Source organism: Knoellia koreensis, assembly GCF_013041615.1.
GTDB classification, from domain to species: domain Bacteria; phylum Actinomycetota; class Actinomycetes; order Actinomycetales; family Dermatophilaceae; genus Pedococcus; species Pedococcus koreensis.
Genome location: NZ_JABEPQ010000001.1, coordinates 932,520 through 948,835 on the forward strand (window position 1 = coordinate 932,520; position 16,316 = coordinate 948,835).

15 protein-coding genes are annotated in these 16,316 nt (G+C 72.3%); 6 read left to right on the plus strand and 9 right to left on the minus strand.

Going from position 1 to position 16,316, the window contains the following annotated elements; translation table 11 throughout:
* Positions 1 to 2 precede the first annotated feature (2 nt).
* Together HJG52_RS04625 and HJG52_RS04630 are read right to left on the minus strand one after the other, a co-directional pair.
* Positions 3 to 1,379 (minus strand): GH1 family beta-glucosidase, encoded by a 1,377-nt coding sequence (locus HJG52_RS04625; protein ID WP_171242328.1) that lies wholly within the window; start codon positions 1,377 to 1,379, stop codon positions 3 to 5.
* 12 nt (positions 1,380 to 1,391) lie between these two features.
* On the minus strand, positions 1,392 to 2,756 hold the full coding sequence (locus HJG52_RS04630; RefSeq protein ID WP_171242329.1) for a M20/M25/M40 family metallo-hydrolase: 1,365 nt from the start codon (positions 2,754 to 2,756) through the stop codon (positions 1,392 to 1,394).
* Positions 2,757 to 2,819: 63 nt separating this feature from the next.
* Here HJG52_RS04630 and HJG52_RS04635 point away from each other — a divergent pair, with 63 nt between their 5' ends.
* Complete coding sequence (locus HJG52_RS04635) at positions 2,820 to 3,401, plus strand: DUF3043 domain-containing protein (RefSeq protein ID WP_171242330.1); 582 nt, start codon at positions 2,820 to 2,822, stop codon at positions 3,399 to 3,401.
* An 11-nt stretch (positions 3,402 to 3,412) separates the two neighbouring features.
* Here the strand turns inward: HJG52_RS04635 and HJG52_RS04640 are convergent, their stop codons facing one another.
* Entirely contained in the window at positions 3,413 to 3,628 is a 216-nt protein-coding gene (locus tag HJG52_RS04640) for a hypothetical protein (RefSeq protein WP_171242331.1), read from the minus strand.
* Positions 3,629 to 3,651: 23 nt separating this feature from the next.
* Between HJG52_RS04640 and HJG52_RS04645 the strand changes: the two genes are divergently transcribed.
* Positions 3,652 to 5,124: an ATP-binding cassette domain-containing protein gene (locus HJG52_RS04645; protein ID WP_346767567.1), complete on the plus strand. Its 1,473-nt coding sequence runs from the start codon at positions 3,652 to 3,654 to the stop codon at positions 5,122 to 5,124.
* Positions 5,125 to 5,126: 2 nt separating this feature from the next.
* On the opposite strand, the gene HJG52_RS04650 is transcribed toward HJG52_RS04645, so the two are convergent.
* The 3 genes from HJG52_RS04650 to gcvT all read right to left on the minus strand — a co-directional run bounded on the left by HJG52_RS04650 (position 5,127) and on the right by gcvT (position 7,924).
* Complete coding sequence (locus HJG52_RS04650; protein WP_171242333.1) at positions 5,127 to 5,813, minus strand: DedA family protein; 687 nt, start codon at positions 5,811 to 5,813, stop codon at positions 5,127 to 5,129.
* A gap of 55 nt (positions 5,814 to 5,868) precedes the next feature.
* Positions 5,869 to 6,753 carry an LLM class flavin-dependent oxidoreductase gene (locus HJG52_RS04655; RefSeq protein WP_171242334.1) on the minus strand — a complete coding sequence of 295 codons (885 nt, stop codon included), beginning with the start codon at positions 6,751 to 6,753 and terminating at the stop codon, positions 5,869 to 5,871.
* A gap of 64 nt (positions 6,754 to 6,817) precedes the next feature.
* Positions 6,818 to 7,924, minus strand: coding sequence for a glycine cleavage system aminomethyltransferase GcvT (gene gcvT, locus HJG52_RS04660; RefSeq protein ID WP_171242335.1), 1,107 nt, complete (start codon positions 7,922 to 7,924; stop codon positions 6,818 to 6,820).
* A 75-nt stretch (positions 7,925 to 7,999) separates the two neighbouring features.
* On the opposite strand from gcvT, the gene HJG52_RS04665 reads away from it, so the two are divergent.
* Entirely contained in the window at positions 8,000 to 9,520 is a 1,521-nt protein-coding gene (locus HJG52_RS04665; RefSeq protein WP_171242336.1) for a leucyl aminopeptidase, read from the plus strand.
* Between the two features lie 103 nt (positions 9,521 to 9,623).
* Here HJG52_RS04665 and HJG52_RS04670 read toward each other — a convergent pair whose 3' ends face one another.
* A complete protein-coding gene (locus HJG52_RS04670) occupies positions 9,624 to 9,818 on the minus strand; it encodes a DUF5302 domain-containing protein (RefSeq protein WP_171242337.1) in 195 nt (64 codons plus the stop codon).
* 77 nt (positions 9,819 to 9,895) lie between these two features.
* Positions 9,896 to 10,171, minus strand: coding sequence for a hypothetical protein (locus tag HJG52_RS04675; protein ID WP_240977168.1), 276 nt, complete (start codon positions 10,169 to 10,171; stop codon positions 9,896 to 9,898).
* A gap of 216 nt (positions 10,172 to 10,387) precedes the next feature.
* On the opposite strand from HJG52_RS04675, the gene lpdA reads away from it, so the two are divergent.
* Genes lpdA through HJG52_RS04690 form a run of 3 tightly spaced genes read left to right on the plus strand, consistent with a single transcriptional unit; the run spans position 10,388 to position 14,678 of the window.
* Positions 10,388 to 11,779, plus strand: a complete 1,392-nt coding sequence (lpdA, locus tag HJG52_RS04680; RefSeq protein ID WP_171242339.1) for a dihydrolipoyl dehydrogenase — start codon at positions 10,388 to 10,390, stop codon at positions 11,777 to 11,779.
* A gap of 29 nt (positions 11,780 to 11,808) precedes the next feature.
* Positions 11,809 to 13,740 carry a 2-oxoglutarate dehydrogenase, E2 component, dihydrolipoamide succinyltransferase gene (gene sucB / locus HJG52_RS04685; protein WP_171242340.1) on the plus strand — a complete coding sequence of 644 codons (1,932 nt, stop codon included), beginning with the start codon at positions 11,809 to 11,811 and terminating at the stop codon, positions 13,738 to 13,740.
* Positions 13,741 to 13,781: 41 nt separating this feature from the next.
* Positions 13,782 to 14,678, plus strand: coding sequence for a TIGR01777 family oxidoreductase (locus HJG52_RS04690; RefSeq protein ID WP_171242341.1), 897 nt, complete (start codon positions 13,782 to 13,784; stop codon positions 14,676 to 14,678).
* Positions 14,679 to 14,680: 2 nt separating this feature from the next.
* On the opposite strand, the gene HJG52_RS04695 is transcribed toward HJG52_RS04690, so the two are convergent.
* Positions 14,681 to 16,267, minus strand: coding sequence for a serine/threonine-protein kinase (locus HJG52_RS04695; RefSeq protein WP_171242342.1), 1,587 nt, complete (start codon positions 16,265 to 16,267; stop codon positions 14,681 to 14,683).
* Positions 16,268 to 16,316 lie beyond the last annotated feature (49 nt).

Here is a 16,316-nt window from a genome sequence, read left to right on the forward strand (position 1 = left end):
GTTCAGCCCCTCGCGCGGGTGTGGGCGATGAGGTCGCGGTACCAGTGGTAGGAGTCCTTGGGGGTGCGCACGAGGGTCTCGTAGTCGACGTGCACCAGCCCGAACCGCTCCTTGTAGCCCTCGGCCCACTCGAAGTTGTCGGTCGCCGACCAGGCGAAGTAGCCGCGCACGTCGGCTCCGTCCGCGATCTCGCCGGCGAGCGCCCGCAGGTGCGCGTCGTGGTAGGCGATCCGCTTCGGGTCGGCGACGCGTCCGTCGACGGGGTCGGCGTCGTGGTAGCTGCACCCGCTCTCGGTCACGTACACCGGCGGCAACGCCGCGGCATACCGGCCGCGCAGCGTCCGCACCAGCTCGGCGAGGGCCTCCGGCACGATCGGCCAGTTGAAGTCGGTGCGCTCGTAGCCCGCCAGCGGCCGGTTCTCGAACGGCAGCCCCGCGGGCACCTCGACCCCGCCGAGCTCCTCGGTCGCCGACCCCGCCCCGGGGGCGCCGATGCTGGCGGGGTTGTAGTAGTTGACGCCGAACCAGTCCAGCGGCTGGTGGATCGTCTCGAGGTCGCCGTCGCGGTACGTGGGAAAGCCCTGCTCCATGCCCTCCACCGGGTACCGCCCGAGCAGCACCGGGTCGGCAAACGTCCAGTTCCACAGGTTGTCGTAGACCTGCGCGGCCTCGCGGTCGGCGTCGCTGTCCGACGCGGGCCACACCGGCGCGTGGTTGCTCGCGATCCCGATCTCGTGCGCGCCCGCGGAGCGCAGCGCCTGGACGGCCAGACCGTGCCCGAGCAGCAGGTGGTGGGCGACCGGCAGGGCTTCGTAGCCGAGCCCGCGACCGGGCGCGTGGACGTCGAGCGCGTAGCCGAGCATCGTCACGACGTTGGGCTCGTTGAGGGTCATCCACCGGGCGACCCGGTCACCGAGGCGTTCACCGACGACGGAGGCGTATGCCGCGAAGTGCTCGGCGATGTCGCGTCCCGTCCAGCCCCCGGCATCCTCCAACGCCTGCGGGGTGTCCCAGTGGAAAAGCGTTGCGGCTGGCGCGATCCCGGCCGCCAGCAGCTCGTCGACCAGGCGGTCGTAGAAGTCGAGCCCAGCCTGGTTCACCTCACCCGTGCCGGCGGGCAGGATGCGCGGCCACGCGATCGAGAACCGGTAGCTGTCGACCCCGAGGTCACGCAGCAGGCCGACGTCCTGGGCATACCGGTGGTAGTGGTCGCAGGCGACCGCGCCGGTGTCACCGTTCGCGACCTTGCCGGGGACGTCACAGAACGTGTCCCACACCGAGCGACCACGCCCGTCCTCGTCGACCGCACCCTCGATCTGGTACGACGCCGACGACGCCCCGAACACGAAATCCGTTGGCAGCGAAGGGAAGTCGGTCATGGCTGGCCCGCCTCAGCCCTTGAGCGCACCGAGCCGAGCCAGCAGCACGGCCTCGGCCACGCAGACCTTCTCGAACTCCTCGAGGTGGAGCGACTCGTTCGCGCCGTGAGCGCGCGTGTCGGGGTCCTCGACCCCGGTCACGAGGATGCCCGCGTCCGGGAACTTCTCGGCGAAGGCGGCGACGAACGGGATGGAGCCACCGACACCGATGTCCACCGGCTGCACGCCCCACGCGTCGGCGAAGGCCGCCCGCGCCTGGTCGTAGACCGGCCCGTCCGCGTTGGCCGCGAAGCCGGACCCCTGGTCGTCCAAGGTGACCTCGACCTTCGCACCCCACGGCGTGTGCTTCTCCACGTGACGCCGCACCGCGGCATACGCCTCCAGGGGGTCCTCGTCGGCGGCGAGGCGGATCGACACCTTGGCGCTGGCCGTGGGCACCAGGGTGTTCGACGACTTGGCGACCGACGGGGCGTCGATGCCGATGACGGTCGCGGTCGGCTTGGCCCAGATGCGGTCCAGCAGTGACCCGGTGCCGACGGTCTCGACGCCGTCGAGCAGCCCCGACTCCTCGCGCAACCGCGCCTCGTCGAAGTCCAGCTGGCTCGCAGTCCCTGCCGAAAGTCCTTCCACCGCAACGTCACCCGCGTCGTCGTGGAACGAGGCCAGGATGCGGATGAGTGGCATGAGCGCGTCCGGGACGGCCCCACCGAACATGCCGGAGTGGATGCCGTGGTCGAGCGTCGTCACCGTGATGACCACGCGGATGAGGCCGCGCAGGGTGGTGGTGAGGGCGGGCTCGCCGATGGCCCAGTTGGTCGAGTCGGCGAGGACGATCGCGTCGGCGCGCAGCTTCTCGCCGTGCTTGTCGAGGATCGTCGGCAGCGAGTCGGAGCCGATCTCCTCCTCGCCCTCGACGAAGATCGTCACCCCGACGGGCAGGTTGCCCGAGTGGGCCCGCAGCGCGGCGACGTGGGCCATGACGCCGGCCTTGTCGTCGGCGGCGCCACGGCCGTAGAGCCGGCCGTCGCGCTCGGTCGGCTCGAACGGCGGGCTGTCCCAGTCGGCGTCGTCACCCGGCGGCTGCACGTCGTGGTGCGCGTAGAGCAGGACGGTCGGGGCGCCCTGCGGCCCGTCGATGTGGCCGATCACCGCGGGGCGGCCGCCCTCGCGGACGATCTCCACGTCGAGCCCCTCCGCGCGCAGCAGCTCGGCGGTCGCCTCGGCGCTGCGGTCGACCTGGGCCTGGTCGAAGGCGTCGAGGCTGACGCTGGGGATGCGGGTGAGGGCTTCGAGGTCCTGGCGCACCTGCGGCATGAGGCCGGCCACGGTGCTGCGGAGCGCGGTGATCTGGTCAGGGGTGAGCACGTCGTCGGTCACGCAGCCGACCCTAGTGGGTGCGCGGATTCGGGCCGTGGCGTCCCCACGGCATACCCTTGGGTCGTGTTCGGACGCAGCAAGACCATCAATGAGGAGCAGGCCGAGACGGTCGCGCGCCCCCAGCGCGAGGGTGCCAAGAACCGGCCCACTCCCAAGCGCAAGGACCAGGAGGCCGCGCGCAAGCGCCCCCTGGTCGAGACCGACCGCAAGGCGGCGCGCGAGCGCGAGCGGCAGGCCCGCCGCGAGGCCTCGCTCAAGCAGCGGCAGGCGATGGTCACCGGCGACGACGCGGGTCTCCCGCCGCGCGACAAGGGCCCGGTCCGGCGCTACATCCGCGACTTCGTCGACGCCCGCTGGAGCGTGGGCGAGTTCCTGCTGCCGGTCATGCTGGTCGTGCTGGCGCTGTCGTTCATCCAGAAGCCGATCGTCTTCGCCATCGTCTCGATCGGCGTCTACGGCCTCATCGCGGTCGCCGCGCTCGACGGTTTCCTCATGTGGCGCAAGCTCAAGCGCCAGCTCGTCACCAAGTTCGGCGAGGACAAGGTCGGACGCGGCCTGGCCATGTATGCCGTGATGCGCGGTTTCCAGATCCGCCGCGCCCGTATGCCCAAGCCGCAGGTCGACCGGGGTCAGTACCCGTCGTAACCAGTGGGCTGCTACTCGGCCGCCCGCAGGCTCATCGGCCCGTAGACGACCTCACCCTCGCGGTGCAGCACCACGGCGTCGACCCCGGCGTCGGCCAGCTCGTGCCACGCCTCGCCGAACCAGTTCTCGGCGTCGGACTGTGACGGGAACGCCGTCGTCGTCAGCGCCTCGCCCTCCAGCTGCTTGCCATCGGCGTCGAGATACGTCCAGGTCCATGCCTCGCTCATGGGTGCAGCCTAGAGTCGCCATCGTGATCGCGGTCGACGGGCTCCAGGCGGGGTATGCCGGGCAGCCGGTCCTCGTCGACGTCACCTTCGCGGTGCCCGAGGGCGAGTTCGTGCTGGTGGTGGGTCGCACCGGCGCGGGCAAGTCGACACTGCTGCGCGCCGTCCGGGACCAGGTCCCCGGTGCGGGTTTCGTGCCGCAGGACCCGCTGCAGGCCGTGACGGGTGGGACGGTGGAGTCCGCGATCGGCGCGTCGGGTCGGCGCCTGGAGGAGCTGCTCGACCTGTTCGACCTCGCCGCCCTGCGCGACAGGCACGTGTCGACGCTGTCCGGGGGGCAGCAGCAGCGGGTCGCCATCGCTGCCGCGCTCGCGCCCGGTCCGCGGGTGCTGGTGCTGGACGAGCCGACCTCGGCCCTGGACCCGGTCGCCGCAGAGGAGGTGCTCGCCAGCCTGCACCGCCTGGCCCACGACGTCGGCACCACGCTGCTCGTGGCCGAGCACCGGCTCGAACGCGTGGTGCACCACGCCGACGCGGTGCTGGTCGTTGCGGACCGGCGCGTGGTGGGCCCACGCGACCCTGCGACGGCGATGGCCGACTCACCGGTGCGACCGCCCCTCGTGGACCTTGGTCGCGCGCTGGGGTGGTCGCCCCTGCCACTGTCCGTCCGTCAGGCCCGTCGTGCCGGCGCCGACCTCCGCTCTCAGCTCGCCGCGGTCCCAGCACCGGGTCACGTCGCCGCCGGTCGCGCCACCCTCGCGCCTCCCAGCGCCACGACCCGTCACCTCGGCGTCCTGCGCGGGGACGTCGTGGCCCTGCGCGGTGTCGACCTCGAGCTGCGGGCCGGTGAGGTCGTCGCCCTCATGGGGCGCAACGGCTCCGGCAAGTCCACCCTGCTCGGCGCGCTGGCCGGAACGCTGTCGGCGACCCACGGCCGCGTCACGAACGGCGCACCGGTGCTGCTCGCGCCACAGGACCCGGCCGCGGTCCTCGCTGCGCACACCGTCGGCGACCAGCTCGCCGCGAGCGGCTCACCGAGTGCCGCTGCGGCAGCTGCGAACCTGTTCACGCGACTAGCCGGCACGGTTGCGCCCACCCAGCCGCTGACGAATCTCTCTCAGGGACAACGGATGTCGCTCGCCCTCGCGACCCGCCTCTCGCCCGCCCTCGACAACTCGGACAGCACGCCCACCCCTGCGGTCATCCTGCTCGACGAACCAACCCGCGGGCTCGACTACGACGCGAAGGCCGTGCTCGCCGACGTGGTCCGAGGTCTGGCGCAGGCAGGGCACGCGGTCGTCGTCGCCACCCACGACGTCGAGCTCGCCGCCGACCTGGCCACCCGGGTCGTGGTGCTGGCGGAGGGCGAGGTCGTGAGCGACGGACCGGCCTGGCAGGTGCTGGCCGACTCCCCCGCCTTCGCCCCGCAGGTGGCCAAGGTCGTGCACCCCGCGGCATACCTCACGACCGGCGAGGTCCTCGCCGCGCTCGACCACTGACCTCAGCGCGCGCTGGTGACCTCGTCCCGCGAGTGCTCGACCTCGTCGACCGGGCGGCGGGCGCGCTGCACCGCGCGACGCACGACAACGGCGATGAGCAGCACGCCGAGACCGGCGAGCAGGATGTTGCTCGCGGTGCCCACGTAGCTGCCCACCTTCTCCCACTGGGTGCCGAGGGCGTACCCGGCGCCGACGAGGGCGGCGTTCCAGATGGCGCTGCCCGCGGCCGTCGCGAGGCTGAACGGGAGCAGGGGCATCCGCTGGGCACCCGCAGGCAGCGAGATGAGGCTGCGGACGCCCGGCACGAACCGGCCGAAGAACACCGAGCTGCGCCCGTGGCGGTGGAACCAGTCCGACGCCTTGTCGAGGTCCGCGCGGTCCACGAGCGGCACCTTCGACACCAGGGTCAGGGCCCGCTCGAGCCCGAGCCGCGCCCCGAGCGCGTAGAAGACCCAGGCGCCGATGAGCGAACCGGCGGTCGCCAGCACGACGACCCACAGCAGCGACAGGCGTCCCTGGTGGGCGAGGAATCCGGCGAGTGGGAGCACGACCTCGCTCGGCACGGGTGGCACGAGGGTCTCGAGCAGGGTGAGCACCCCCACCCCGACCTCGCCGACCGTGTCGATGAAGTCCGCGAAGAACCCGGTCAGTCCGGTCAGCTGGGGGTCAGTGGCTGCCAGCGCAGTCATGCCCCAAGTCTGGGCGAAGGACCTGAGTCCTTTCTGTGTGCCACCTGAACGTGGGTCAGCCCGGTGGACCCGCTTGCACGCGGCGGCGCAGCTCGGCCTGACCCGAGGCGTCCATCGGCAGCGACCACCACGACTCGACCCACCACGTGGCGCCGGCGTCGGCCCAGTCGGCGGGCGTGCCCTCGAGCTGCACGAACTCGCCGCTGCTGTCCGCCTCGACCACGCAGTCGTACCCGTCCCACGGCAGCCCGGCGTCCTCGCGCATCCCGCGCACGATCGAGGTGATCTCGGCGTAGGAGTTCAGGTCGTACCCCGAACCCGGTCCGTCCCGCGTGGGATCCACGACCGAGGCCAGTAGACCGTCCCACCTGGCCGCCCGCGCGAGCGACGGCTGGCGCGCCTTGCCCTTGAGCCACGCGCCCACGACCCAGACGGGTGGGTGCGGGCGCTGGACCGGTGGCGGCGGGCCGGGCGGTCCGCCGTCGACCGGTGCGCCGCCATCCACCGGCCCGACCTGCCAGTGCCTGCCGTCGAAGGTGAACGGTGTCTCCGGCTCGCCGAAGAGCCCAGCCATCACCGCTAACCCCTCGTCGAGCTTCTCGGCACGGGCGCGTCGACCCTCGTCGGCCTCGAACCGGGTCCACCCCGAGTGCAGGGCGCCCAACCCGACGGCCATGGTCACGCGCCCACCACTGAGCCGGTCGACGGTGCTCACCATCGAGGCGAGGTCCCATGGGCGGTGCCGGGACGCGGGCGTCAGCAGCGTGCCGAGCCGGATCCGTGAGGTGAGCATCGCCGCGGCGGCCATCGACACCCACGCGTGCTCGCCGTAGAGCGACTCCCAGGTGAACACGCCGTCCCAGCCGTGCTCCTCCCCCAGGGCGGCGAGCTCGGCGAACTCGCGCGCGTCGGCATACGGCACCACGAAGCCATATCGCATGCAGGCGACGCTACGCGGCCCCACCGACAGCGTCGTGGCGCCGCACGCTCACGACCTCACGACCTCACGACTCCCGGACGTCGACCTCGACGAAGGGCGGCTTGGTCACCGTCACGGGCACCTCACGTCCGCGGACGTCGACGACGAGCTCGTCGCCGGCGGCGACGTCGGGAGCCAGCAGCGCCAACGCGATCCCGTTCTTGAGGGTCGGGCTGAACGTCCCCGAGGTGACCTCGCCGACCAGCTCACCGTCGCGCTTCACGGGGTTTCCGGCGCGAGGTATGCCGCGCCCGGTCGCGAGCAGTCCCCACGCCACACGCGCGGGGCCGGCTTCCTTCTCCGCGACCAGCGCGTCCTTGCCCCAGAAGGCGTCCTTCTTCCACCCGACCGCCCAGCCGACGCGTGCCTGCACCGGGGTGATCTCGGGCGTGAGCTCGTGGCCGTGCAGGGCATAGCCCATCTCGGTGCGCAGGGTGTCGCGCGCGCCCAGCCCGCACGGCAGGCCGGCATACGGCTCGACCGCTGTCATCAGTGCGTCCCACAGGTCGCCGGCGACCTCCCACGCGGGCACGAGCTCGTAGCCGCGCTCCCCCGTGTAACCGGTGCGGCACACGATGACGGGGTGGCCGTTCCACTGCGTCTCGACGAACGACATGTACTCGTGCCCCGACGGCAGCCCGAGCGACTCGAGGACCTCGTCGCTCTTCGTGCCCTGGACGGCGATGACGCCGTAGCGGTCGTGCAGGTTCTCCACCGTGATGCCGTCGGGGGCGGCCTCCGACAGGAGCCGCACCACCTCGGCCGTGTTGGCGGCGTTGGGGATGAGGAACACGTCGTCGTCGCTGCGCAGGTAGGCGATGAGGTCGTCGACGACGCCGCCAGTTTCGTTGCAGCACAACGTGTACTGCGCCTTGCCCTCGTGGATGCGACCGAGGTCGTTGGCGAGGGTCGCGTTGACGAAGTCGCGTGCGCCCGGTCCGCTCACCCGCGCCTTGCCGAGGTGGGAGACGTCGAAGACCCCGACCGAGGTGCGCACCGCGGTGTGCTCGCGCACGACCCCGCCGCCGGGGTACTCAATGGGCATCGACCACCCGCCGAAGTCGGCCAGCTTGGCGCCGAGCGCCACGTGCCGGTCGTGCAGGGGGGACGTCTTGAGGGCCTCGTCGCTCATGGCGCGAACGCTACCGTGGCTATCCTGCCATCGACCCTGCACACCCCCACCGAACACCCCACGAAAGAAGGTCTCGTGACGACCGTCAACGTGTCCGACCGCCCCGCCGCCGACATCAAGGGCGACGCCCTGGTCCTCGGCACCGTCGAGTCCGACGGGAACGCCAGTCTGGCGGCCGGTCACGGCCTGCCGCGGTCGGCAGCCACCCACCTCGGCAAGCAGCTCGGGGCGCTCCACGCGACCGGCAAGGCCGAGGAGACCCTCACCGTCGCCGACGTTCCCGGGATCGCCGCCGGCCGGGTCGTCCTCGTCGGGCTCGGGACCGGCACCGGGCGCACCACCAGCTTCGAGCCCGAGGTGCTGCGTCGCGCCGCGGGTGCCGCCGTTCGGTCGCTGAAGAAGGCCCGCAAGGTCGTTGTCGCGCTCCCCGCGTCGAACGTCGAGTCGGTCGCGGCCGTCGCCGAGGGTGCCGCGCTCGGCGCCTACCGGTATGCCGCCCCGAAGGGTGGCGCGAAGGGCGCCAAGGCGACGGCCGGCGAGTCCGACGGCGTCACCGCTGTGACCGTGGTGACCAGCGAGGCGCGCGGCAAGGCCGCCAAGGCCGCGGCCACCCGCGCGCAGGTGCTCGCCGACGCCAAGGCCTACGCCCGCGACCTGGTCAACACCCCTCCGAACAAGCTGTTCCCGCAGTCGTTCGCCGAGTCCGTCAAGGACCGCGCGAGCGGCGCCAAGGGCAAGGTCACCGTCAAGGTGCTCGACGAGAAGGCCCTCGCCAAGGGCGGTTTCGGCGGCATCGTCGGTGTCGGCCAGGGCTCGGTCAACCCGCCGCGGATCGTGCAGGTGTCGTGGAGCCCCGCCAAGGCCAAGGGCTCGGTCGCCTTGGTGGGCAAGGGAATCACCTTCGACTCCGGTGGCCTGTGCATCAAGCCGCCGGCCTCGATGCTCACCATGAAGTCCGACATGGCCGGTGCCGCGGCAGTCGCCGCGACCGTCTTCGCCGCTGCCGAGCTCGGGGTGCCGGTGGCCGTCACCGGCTACCTCTGCCTCGCGGAGAACATGCCGAGCGGCAGCGCTCAGCGCCCCAGTGACGTCGTCACGATGCGCGACGGCACCACCGTCGAGATCCTCGACACCGACGCCGAGGGCCGCATGGTGCTCGGCGACGGCATCTGCCTCGCGGGTGAGGCGAAGCCCGACGCCATCGTCGACATCGCCACTCTCACGGGTGCCCAGATGGTCGCGCTCGGCCCCCGCGTCGCCGGCATCATGGCCAACGACGACTCCTTCCGTGACCGTGTCCGCGCGGCCGCCGACGCCAGCGGCGAGGCCGCCTGGCCGATGCCGCTGCCCGAGGACCTGCGTCCGCAGCTCGACTCGGCGACCGCCGACCTCGCCCACAAGGGCGAGCGCTGGGGCGGCATGCTCACCGCCGGCCTGTTCCTGCGCGAGTTCGTCACCGAGGGCACGCCGTGGGCGCACGTCGACATCGCCGGGCCGTCGTTCAACGAGGGCTCCGCCTGGGGCTACACCCCCAAGGGCGGCACCGGGTTCGGCGTCGGCACGCTCCTGTCCCTCATCGAGGGGTATGCCGCCTGAGCCAGCGGGTGCCCACGCGCACTGACGACGAACGCCCACCGGCTGCGTGCCGGTGGGCGTTCGCATGGGTGACCACGCGGCATACGGCGCGGTCATCTCCTCCTCAGCCGCTCTTGCGGCGGAACATCTGCTGGGTCGCGGTGGTCGCCGCGTCCGACGCGTGGTCGACCTTGCCGTGCTCGTGGTCGTCGGAGACGTCGCGGCCGGCGTGCGCCTGCTTCTTCTCCAAGGCCTCGCGGAACTTGCGCTTGACGTCCTCGCTCGGCCCGGTGTTCCCGGACTTGCCGTTGCCGGCCATGGCGCCTCCTCGTGGTTCGGGGGTGATGCGTCCACCCTCGCAAAACCGGCGGCTGGGCACCACCGCAATACGCGCAGTCAGTCCTTGCGCCGCTGGCGCGAGTTCCATTCGCGCATGCGGTTCGGGTAGCCGGTCTGGTTGACGTCGTAGACCGGGACGCCGAGGCTGCGCGCCAGCTCGAAGGCGCCCTGTCGCGACCCGGCCGCGCGCCGCGTCCACTCGCCGTCGTGGGCGATGAGGATGATGGTCGTCGCGGTGACGTTGGTGGGCGGCTCGACGTAGGCCTCGACTCCGCGCCGGGACGAGGCGAACTCGGTCAGGTGCCGGCGCACGGCCTGGTTGTCGACCGCCATGTTGGGCCCGTCGGACGGCCCACGCGGGGCCTTCGCGCGCCCCCGTCTCCACCACGCCATGGCGGAAGAATACGGGTCGCGGCTGCGCACCGGCTGCAGATCGGCCAGACGCCTCCGGGCCGCGCCGTCGTCCGTTGCGCGACCTGCTTGCGCCGCGTCACGCAATCAGTGACAAGATGCGTGGTGTCGATCAGCCCATCACGCGAGGGAGCGAGCATGTCGGCAGACGCCGAGTCCACCACCGAGTCCACGTACGACGTGGTGATCCTGGGTGGGGGCAGCGGCGGCTACGCCTGCGCCTTCCGTGCCGCCGAGCTCGGGCTACGCGTCGCGCTGGTCGAGAAGGGCAAGCTGGGCGGCACCTGCCTGCACGTCGGCTGCATCCCGACCAAGGCGCTGCTGCACGCCGCCGAGGTCGCCGACAGCGCCCGCGAGGGTGAGAAGTTCGGCGTGAAGTCGACCTTCGAGTCGGTCGACATGTCGGGCGTCAACGCCTACAAGGACGGCGTCATCGCCCGGCTTTACAAGGGGCTCCAGGGGCTGGCGAAGGCGCACAAGATCGAGCTCGTCGAGGGCGCCGGCCGGTTGGTCGACGCGAAGACCGTCGAGGTGGACGGCCGCCGCATCACCGGGCGCAACGTCGTCCTCGCCACCGGTTCGCAGCCCAAGTCGCTGCCCGGGCTGGAGATCGGCGGCCGCATCATGACGAGCGAGCAGGCGATGACGCTCGACTTCGTGCCGCCGCGTGTCGTGGTGCTCGGCGGTGGCGTCATCGGCGTCGAGTTCGCGTCGGTGTTCAGGTCGTTCGGCTCCGAGGTGACCATCGTCGAGGCCCTGCCCCGGCTCGTCGCCGCCGAGGACGAGGCCATCTCTAAGACGCTCGAGCGCGCGTTCCGCAAGCGCGGCATCAACTTCCGCACCGGCGTGCGGTTCGAGAGCGCCACCCAGTCCGGCGACACCGTCACGGTGACGCTCGAGGGTGGCGACACGATCGAGGCCGACCTGCTGCTCGTCGCCGTCGGTCGCGGGCCGGTCACCGAGGGCCTCGGGTATGCCGAGGCCGGAGTGAGCGTCGACCGCGGCTTCGTGCCCACGGACGAGCGGCTGCGCACCGGTGTCGACGGCGTGTATGCCGTCGGCGACATCGTGCCCGGCCTCCAGCTCGCGCACCGCGGGTTCGCCCACGGCATCTTCGTGGCCGAGGAGATCGCCGGGCTGAACCCGGCACCGATCGACGACGTCGGCATCCCCCGCGTCACCTACTGCGACCCCGAGATCGCCTCGGTCGGCCTCACCGAGGCACAGGCCCGCGAGAAGTTCGACGAGGTCGAGACCTACGAGTACAACCTGGGCGGCAACGGCAAGTCCCAGATCCTCGGCACCCAGGGCTTCGTCAAGCTGGTGCGCCAGAAGGACGGGCCCGTCGTCGGGGTCCACATGGTCGGCGCGCGGATGGGTGAGCAGGTGGGCGAGGCCCAGCTCATCGTCGGCTGGGAGGCGTTCCCCGAGGACGTCGCCGGTCTCATCCACGCGCACCCCACCCAGAACGAGTCCCTCGGCGAGGCCCACCTGGCCCTGGCCGGCAAACCGCTGCACGCCCACAACTGAATTCACACAAACCAGAGGAGAACGATCAGATGTCTGAACGCGTGACCATGCCGGCCCTCGGTGAGTCGGTCACCGAAGGCACCGTGACGCGCTGGCTCAAGAACGTCGGCGACACCGTCGAGGTCGACGAGCCGCTCCTCGAGGTCTCGACCGACAAGGTCGACACCGAGATCCCGTCGCCGGTCGCCGGGACGCTGCAGGAGATCCTCGCCAACGAGGACGACACCGTGCCCGTGGGCGCCGACCTCGCCGTGATCGGCGACGGCAGCGACGGTGGCGGCGACAGCGGCCAGACCGGCGGTGCCGAGCAGCAGGACCAGCAGCAGGAGCAGGGCCAGCAAGAGCAGGACCAGCAGGAGCAGCAGGAGGCCCCTGCCGCCGAGGCACCCTCCACCGAGCAGGAGCCCCAGCCGGCCACCTCCGAGCCGGAGCAGGCGCGGCAGCAGTCCTCCGGTGACAGCGGTTCCTCCGGCGGCGACTCGGCCGGTGGTGACTCTGGTGGCGGTGGTGAGACCGTGACCATGCCCGCGCTCGGTGAGTCGGTGACCGAGGGCACCGTCACCCGCTGGCTCAAGGCCGAGGGTGACACGGTCGAGGTCGACGAACCGCTGCTCGAGGTCTCGACCGACAAGGTCGACACCGAGATCCCCTCACCCGTGGCCGGCACCGTCACCAAGATCCTCGTCCAGGAGGACGACACCGTTCCGGTCGGTGGCGACCTGGCCATCATCGGCGGCTCCGGCGGCGACTCGCGATCCTCCACCGACGCCGCTCCCGCACAGCAGGAGCAGCAGCAGGACGCCCCTGAGCAGCAGGAGGAGCAGCAGGAGCAGCAGGCTCCCCCGGCCGAGGCGCCCTCCACCGAGCAGGAGCCCCAGCCGGCCACGTCCGAGCCCGAGCAGCAGCAATCCCAGCAGCAGACTCCGGCACCCGCCCAGGCACCGGCGCCCGCTCAGGCTCCGGCTCAGGCACCCGCTCCCGCCCAGGCCCCGTCCGCTCCGGCCGGCGGCGGCGACTCGGCTGACGCGTCGGCATACGTCACTCCCCTGGTGCGCAAGCTGGCGGCGGAGAACAACGTCGACCTCGGCTCGATCAAGGGCACCGGTGTCGGCGGCCGCATCCGCAAGCAGGACGTCCTCGACGCGGCCAAGGCGGCGCAGGAGCCGGCCCAGGCTCCAGCCGCATCCGCTCCCACTACGTCGGCTCCCGCAGCGAGCAGTGCGCCGGCGGCTTCGGCCCCGGCGCCCGTGTCGCCCAAGCGCGGCACCACCGAGAAGATGTCGCGGCTGCGTCAGACCATCGCCAAGCGGATGGTCGAGTCGCTGCAGGTCTCGGCCCAGCTGACCACCGTGGTCGAGGTCGACGTCACCAAGATAGCCCGGCTGCGGGCCAAGGCGAAGGGTGACTTCGAGGCACGCGAGGGCACCAAGCTCAGCTTCCTGCCGTTCTTCGCGCTGGCCGCCGTCGAGGCGCTCAAGGCGTACCCGCAGGTCAACTCCAGCGTCGAGGGCGACCAGATCACCTACCACGGGCAGGAGAACCTCGGCGTCGCGGTCGACACCGAGCGTGGCCTGCTGGTGCCGGTCATCAAGAACGCCGGTGACCTCAACATCGCCGGGCTGGCCCGGGCGATCGCGGACCTGGCCGATCGCACGCGCAACAACAAGATCATGCCGGACGAGCTGTCGGGCGGGACCTTCACGCTGACCAACACCGGCAGCCGGGGCGCCCTCTTCGACACCCCGATCATCAACCAGCCCAACGTCGGAATCCTCGGTACCGGAGCGGTCGTGAAGCGACCGGTCGTCGTGGCCGACCCCGACGGCGGCGAGACGATCGCGGTCCGCTCGATGGTCTACCTCGCCCTGTCCTATGACCACCGGGTCGTGGACGGCGCCGACGCAGCACGATTCCTCACCGCGATGAAGACCCGGCTCGAGGAGGGCAAGTTCGAGGTCTGATCCTCGAATCCCCTCTGCCCCAACCAGTTCCACGGAGCACCATGCGACAGCGCGTTGCCATCACCGGTTCGTCCGGCCTGATCGGCAGCGCGCTGTCGGCGTTCCTGCGGGCGCGTGGGGACGAGGTCGTGCGGCTCGTCCGCCGCCCGCCCGAGGAACCGGACGAGGTGCAGTGGGACCCGGCCGCAGGTGTCCTCGACCCCGCCGACCTGGAGGGCGTCACCGCAGCGGTCAACCTCGCCGGTGCCGGCGTCGGCGACCACCGCTGGACCCCCGACTACCAGCAGCAGATCCTCGCCTCCCGCGTCGACTCGACCACGACCCTCGTGCGGGCGCTCGTCGACCTCGACCACCCCGTGCGGTTGGTCAGCGGGTCGGCCGTCGGCTTCTACGGCGACCGCGGCGACGAGGTGCTGACCGAGCAGTCGGCGCCCGGTGAGGGCTTCCTCACCGAGGTCGTGCTGGCTTGGGAGGCAGCCGCCGACCCGGCCCGCGAAGCAGGTCTGCCCGTCGCGCTCTCACGCACCGGTCTCGTCCTCGCCGCGGGCGGCGGCGCGATGGCCCGCATGGTGCCGCTCGCCCGGCTCGGCATCAACGGACCGCTCGGCTCGGGCAGGCAGTGGTGGCCCTGGATCTCGTTGCGCGACACCGTCGCCGGCCTGGTCTGGCTGATTGACCACCCCGAGCTGACCGGCCCGGTCAACCTCGTCGGCCCGCAGCCGGAACGACAGCGCCAGGTGGCGAGCGAGCTCGGCCGCCAGCTCCACCGGCCTGCCCTCCTGCCCGCCCCGGCGTTCGGCATCCGCGCCGTGCTCGGCGGCTTCGCCGACGAGGTGCTCACGAGCAAGCGGGTCATGCCGAACCTGTTGCAGGACAGCGGCTTTCAGTACACCGACACCACCGTGGGGTCGGCGATCCACGCCGCCCTGCACGGCTGAGGTCAGGACACCGCGCCCGGCTCACGCACCGACGAGACCTTCCAGCGTCCGTCGTGCCACACGAGGGTGAACCGCAGCTGCGCACCGGTCGCGGCCGGCATCCGCCGGGTGCTGCTCGCCGTCACGACGTCGTATGCCGCGGTGTCGACCCGGGCGTCGACCTCGGCCCTGCTGGGTGAGACGGACACGAGGCGGGCGACGCCCACCGTCAGCCGCACCCCCGCGTAGTGCGCGTTGCGGTCGCGCACCTGCCGCAACGTCCGGGTGTCCTGGGCCAGCGCCTCGGAGCCGGGGGCGTCCAGCGACGCGAGCCGGGTCGCGTCACCGGTGTTCATGACCTCGGCGCGCTCATTGGCCAACGCGGCCACCAGCTGGGCGAGGTTGCGGCTGGGCGCCCGGCGGTCCTGCACGACGCGAGTCGCCGTCGTCGGAACCGGCGAGGTCGCCACGCGCGGGACCCGTGGCCCCGCAGCCGCCTGGCCGTCCCCCGCCTGGTGCAGCAGCAGGCCCGCACCAGCCGTGGCGAGGACGAAGGCCAGCCCACCCAGCGCCAGGCGGCGACCCCCGCCCGCCGTGGAGCCGCGGTGCCGGGCAGGGGCCGGCCCGCGGCGCAGGTCCACGAGTCCTGGCCGGCGGCGCCGGTCCACCAGGCCGGCCAGCCGAGCCGACCCCGTGCCCACGGCGCGGCGCAGCGACTCCACCCGCGACGGGGGCTTCTCCGTCGCAGGCCTGCCGCCGGGGTCTGCACTGCCCGCCCGGATGCGGTGGGTCAGCAACGAGGTCTCGTCACCACCGACCGTCATCCGCAGCGGCTCGCAGGGCGCTGCGTCGAAGTAGCCCAGGGCCAGCTCGGCGGCGCTCGGACGCAGCCCCGGGTCGCCGGCGAGCGCACGGCTCGTCAGCTCCGCCCACGCCACAGGCAGCCCCGGCAGGACCTCCTGGATCGGCGGCCGCAGCGCGGCAATCCCCGGGGCCGCCCCGGTGACGCACCACCACGCGAGCGCCCCCACGGCATACACATCGGCCGACGCCCCCGCGCGGCCACCGTCGAGCACCTCCGGCGCGACGAAACCGTCGGTGCCCCAGGCCATCCGGTCACCGTCGCCAGCCACCCGGGCGACCCCGAGGTCGGCGAGCAGCGGCCGGCCGTCGAGGCGCAGCAGCACGTTGCCAGGTGAGACGTCGCCGTGGACGACGCCGAGGGCGTGTAGCTCGGACAGGGCCCGCGCCACCGGTGCGAGGACCGTGACCGACTCCCCCACGCTGAGGTGGCCTCGCGCGGACACGGCCGACGCGAGCGTCCCCCCACCGACGCGGTCGAGCACCACGGCCAGCGCCGGAGGGTCGGTGTCGAGGGCGAGCGCCTCGTGGAACGGCACCAGGCCGTCGACCTCCACCTGCGCGAGCACGGCGAGCTCGCGCGCCGCTTGCGCACCGTCGTCCTCCCCCACCAGCGGCACGACCTTCACGGCGACGTCGCGCTGGTCGCGCTCCCGGGTCGCCGCCCACACACCTCCCGTGCCGCCGCGTCCGAGCGGCTCACCGAGGCGGTACCCCGGAACGCTGGGCGGCGACGTCGTGGGAGCCATGGCATCCAGTCTGCTCGGATCGGCGAACCCGCCACGGCCGTTGTCCACA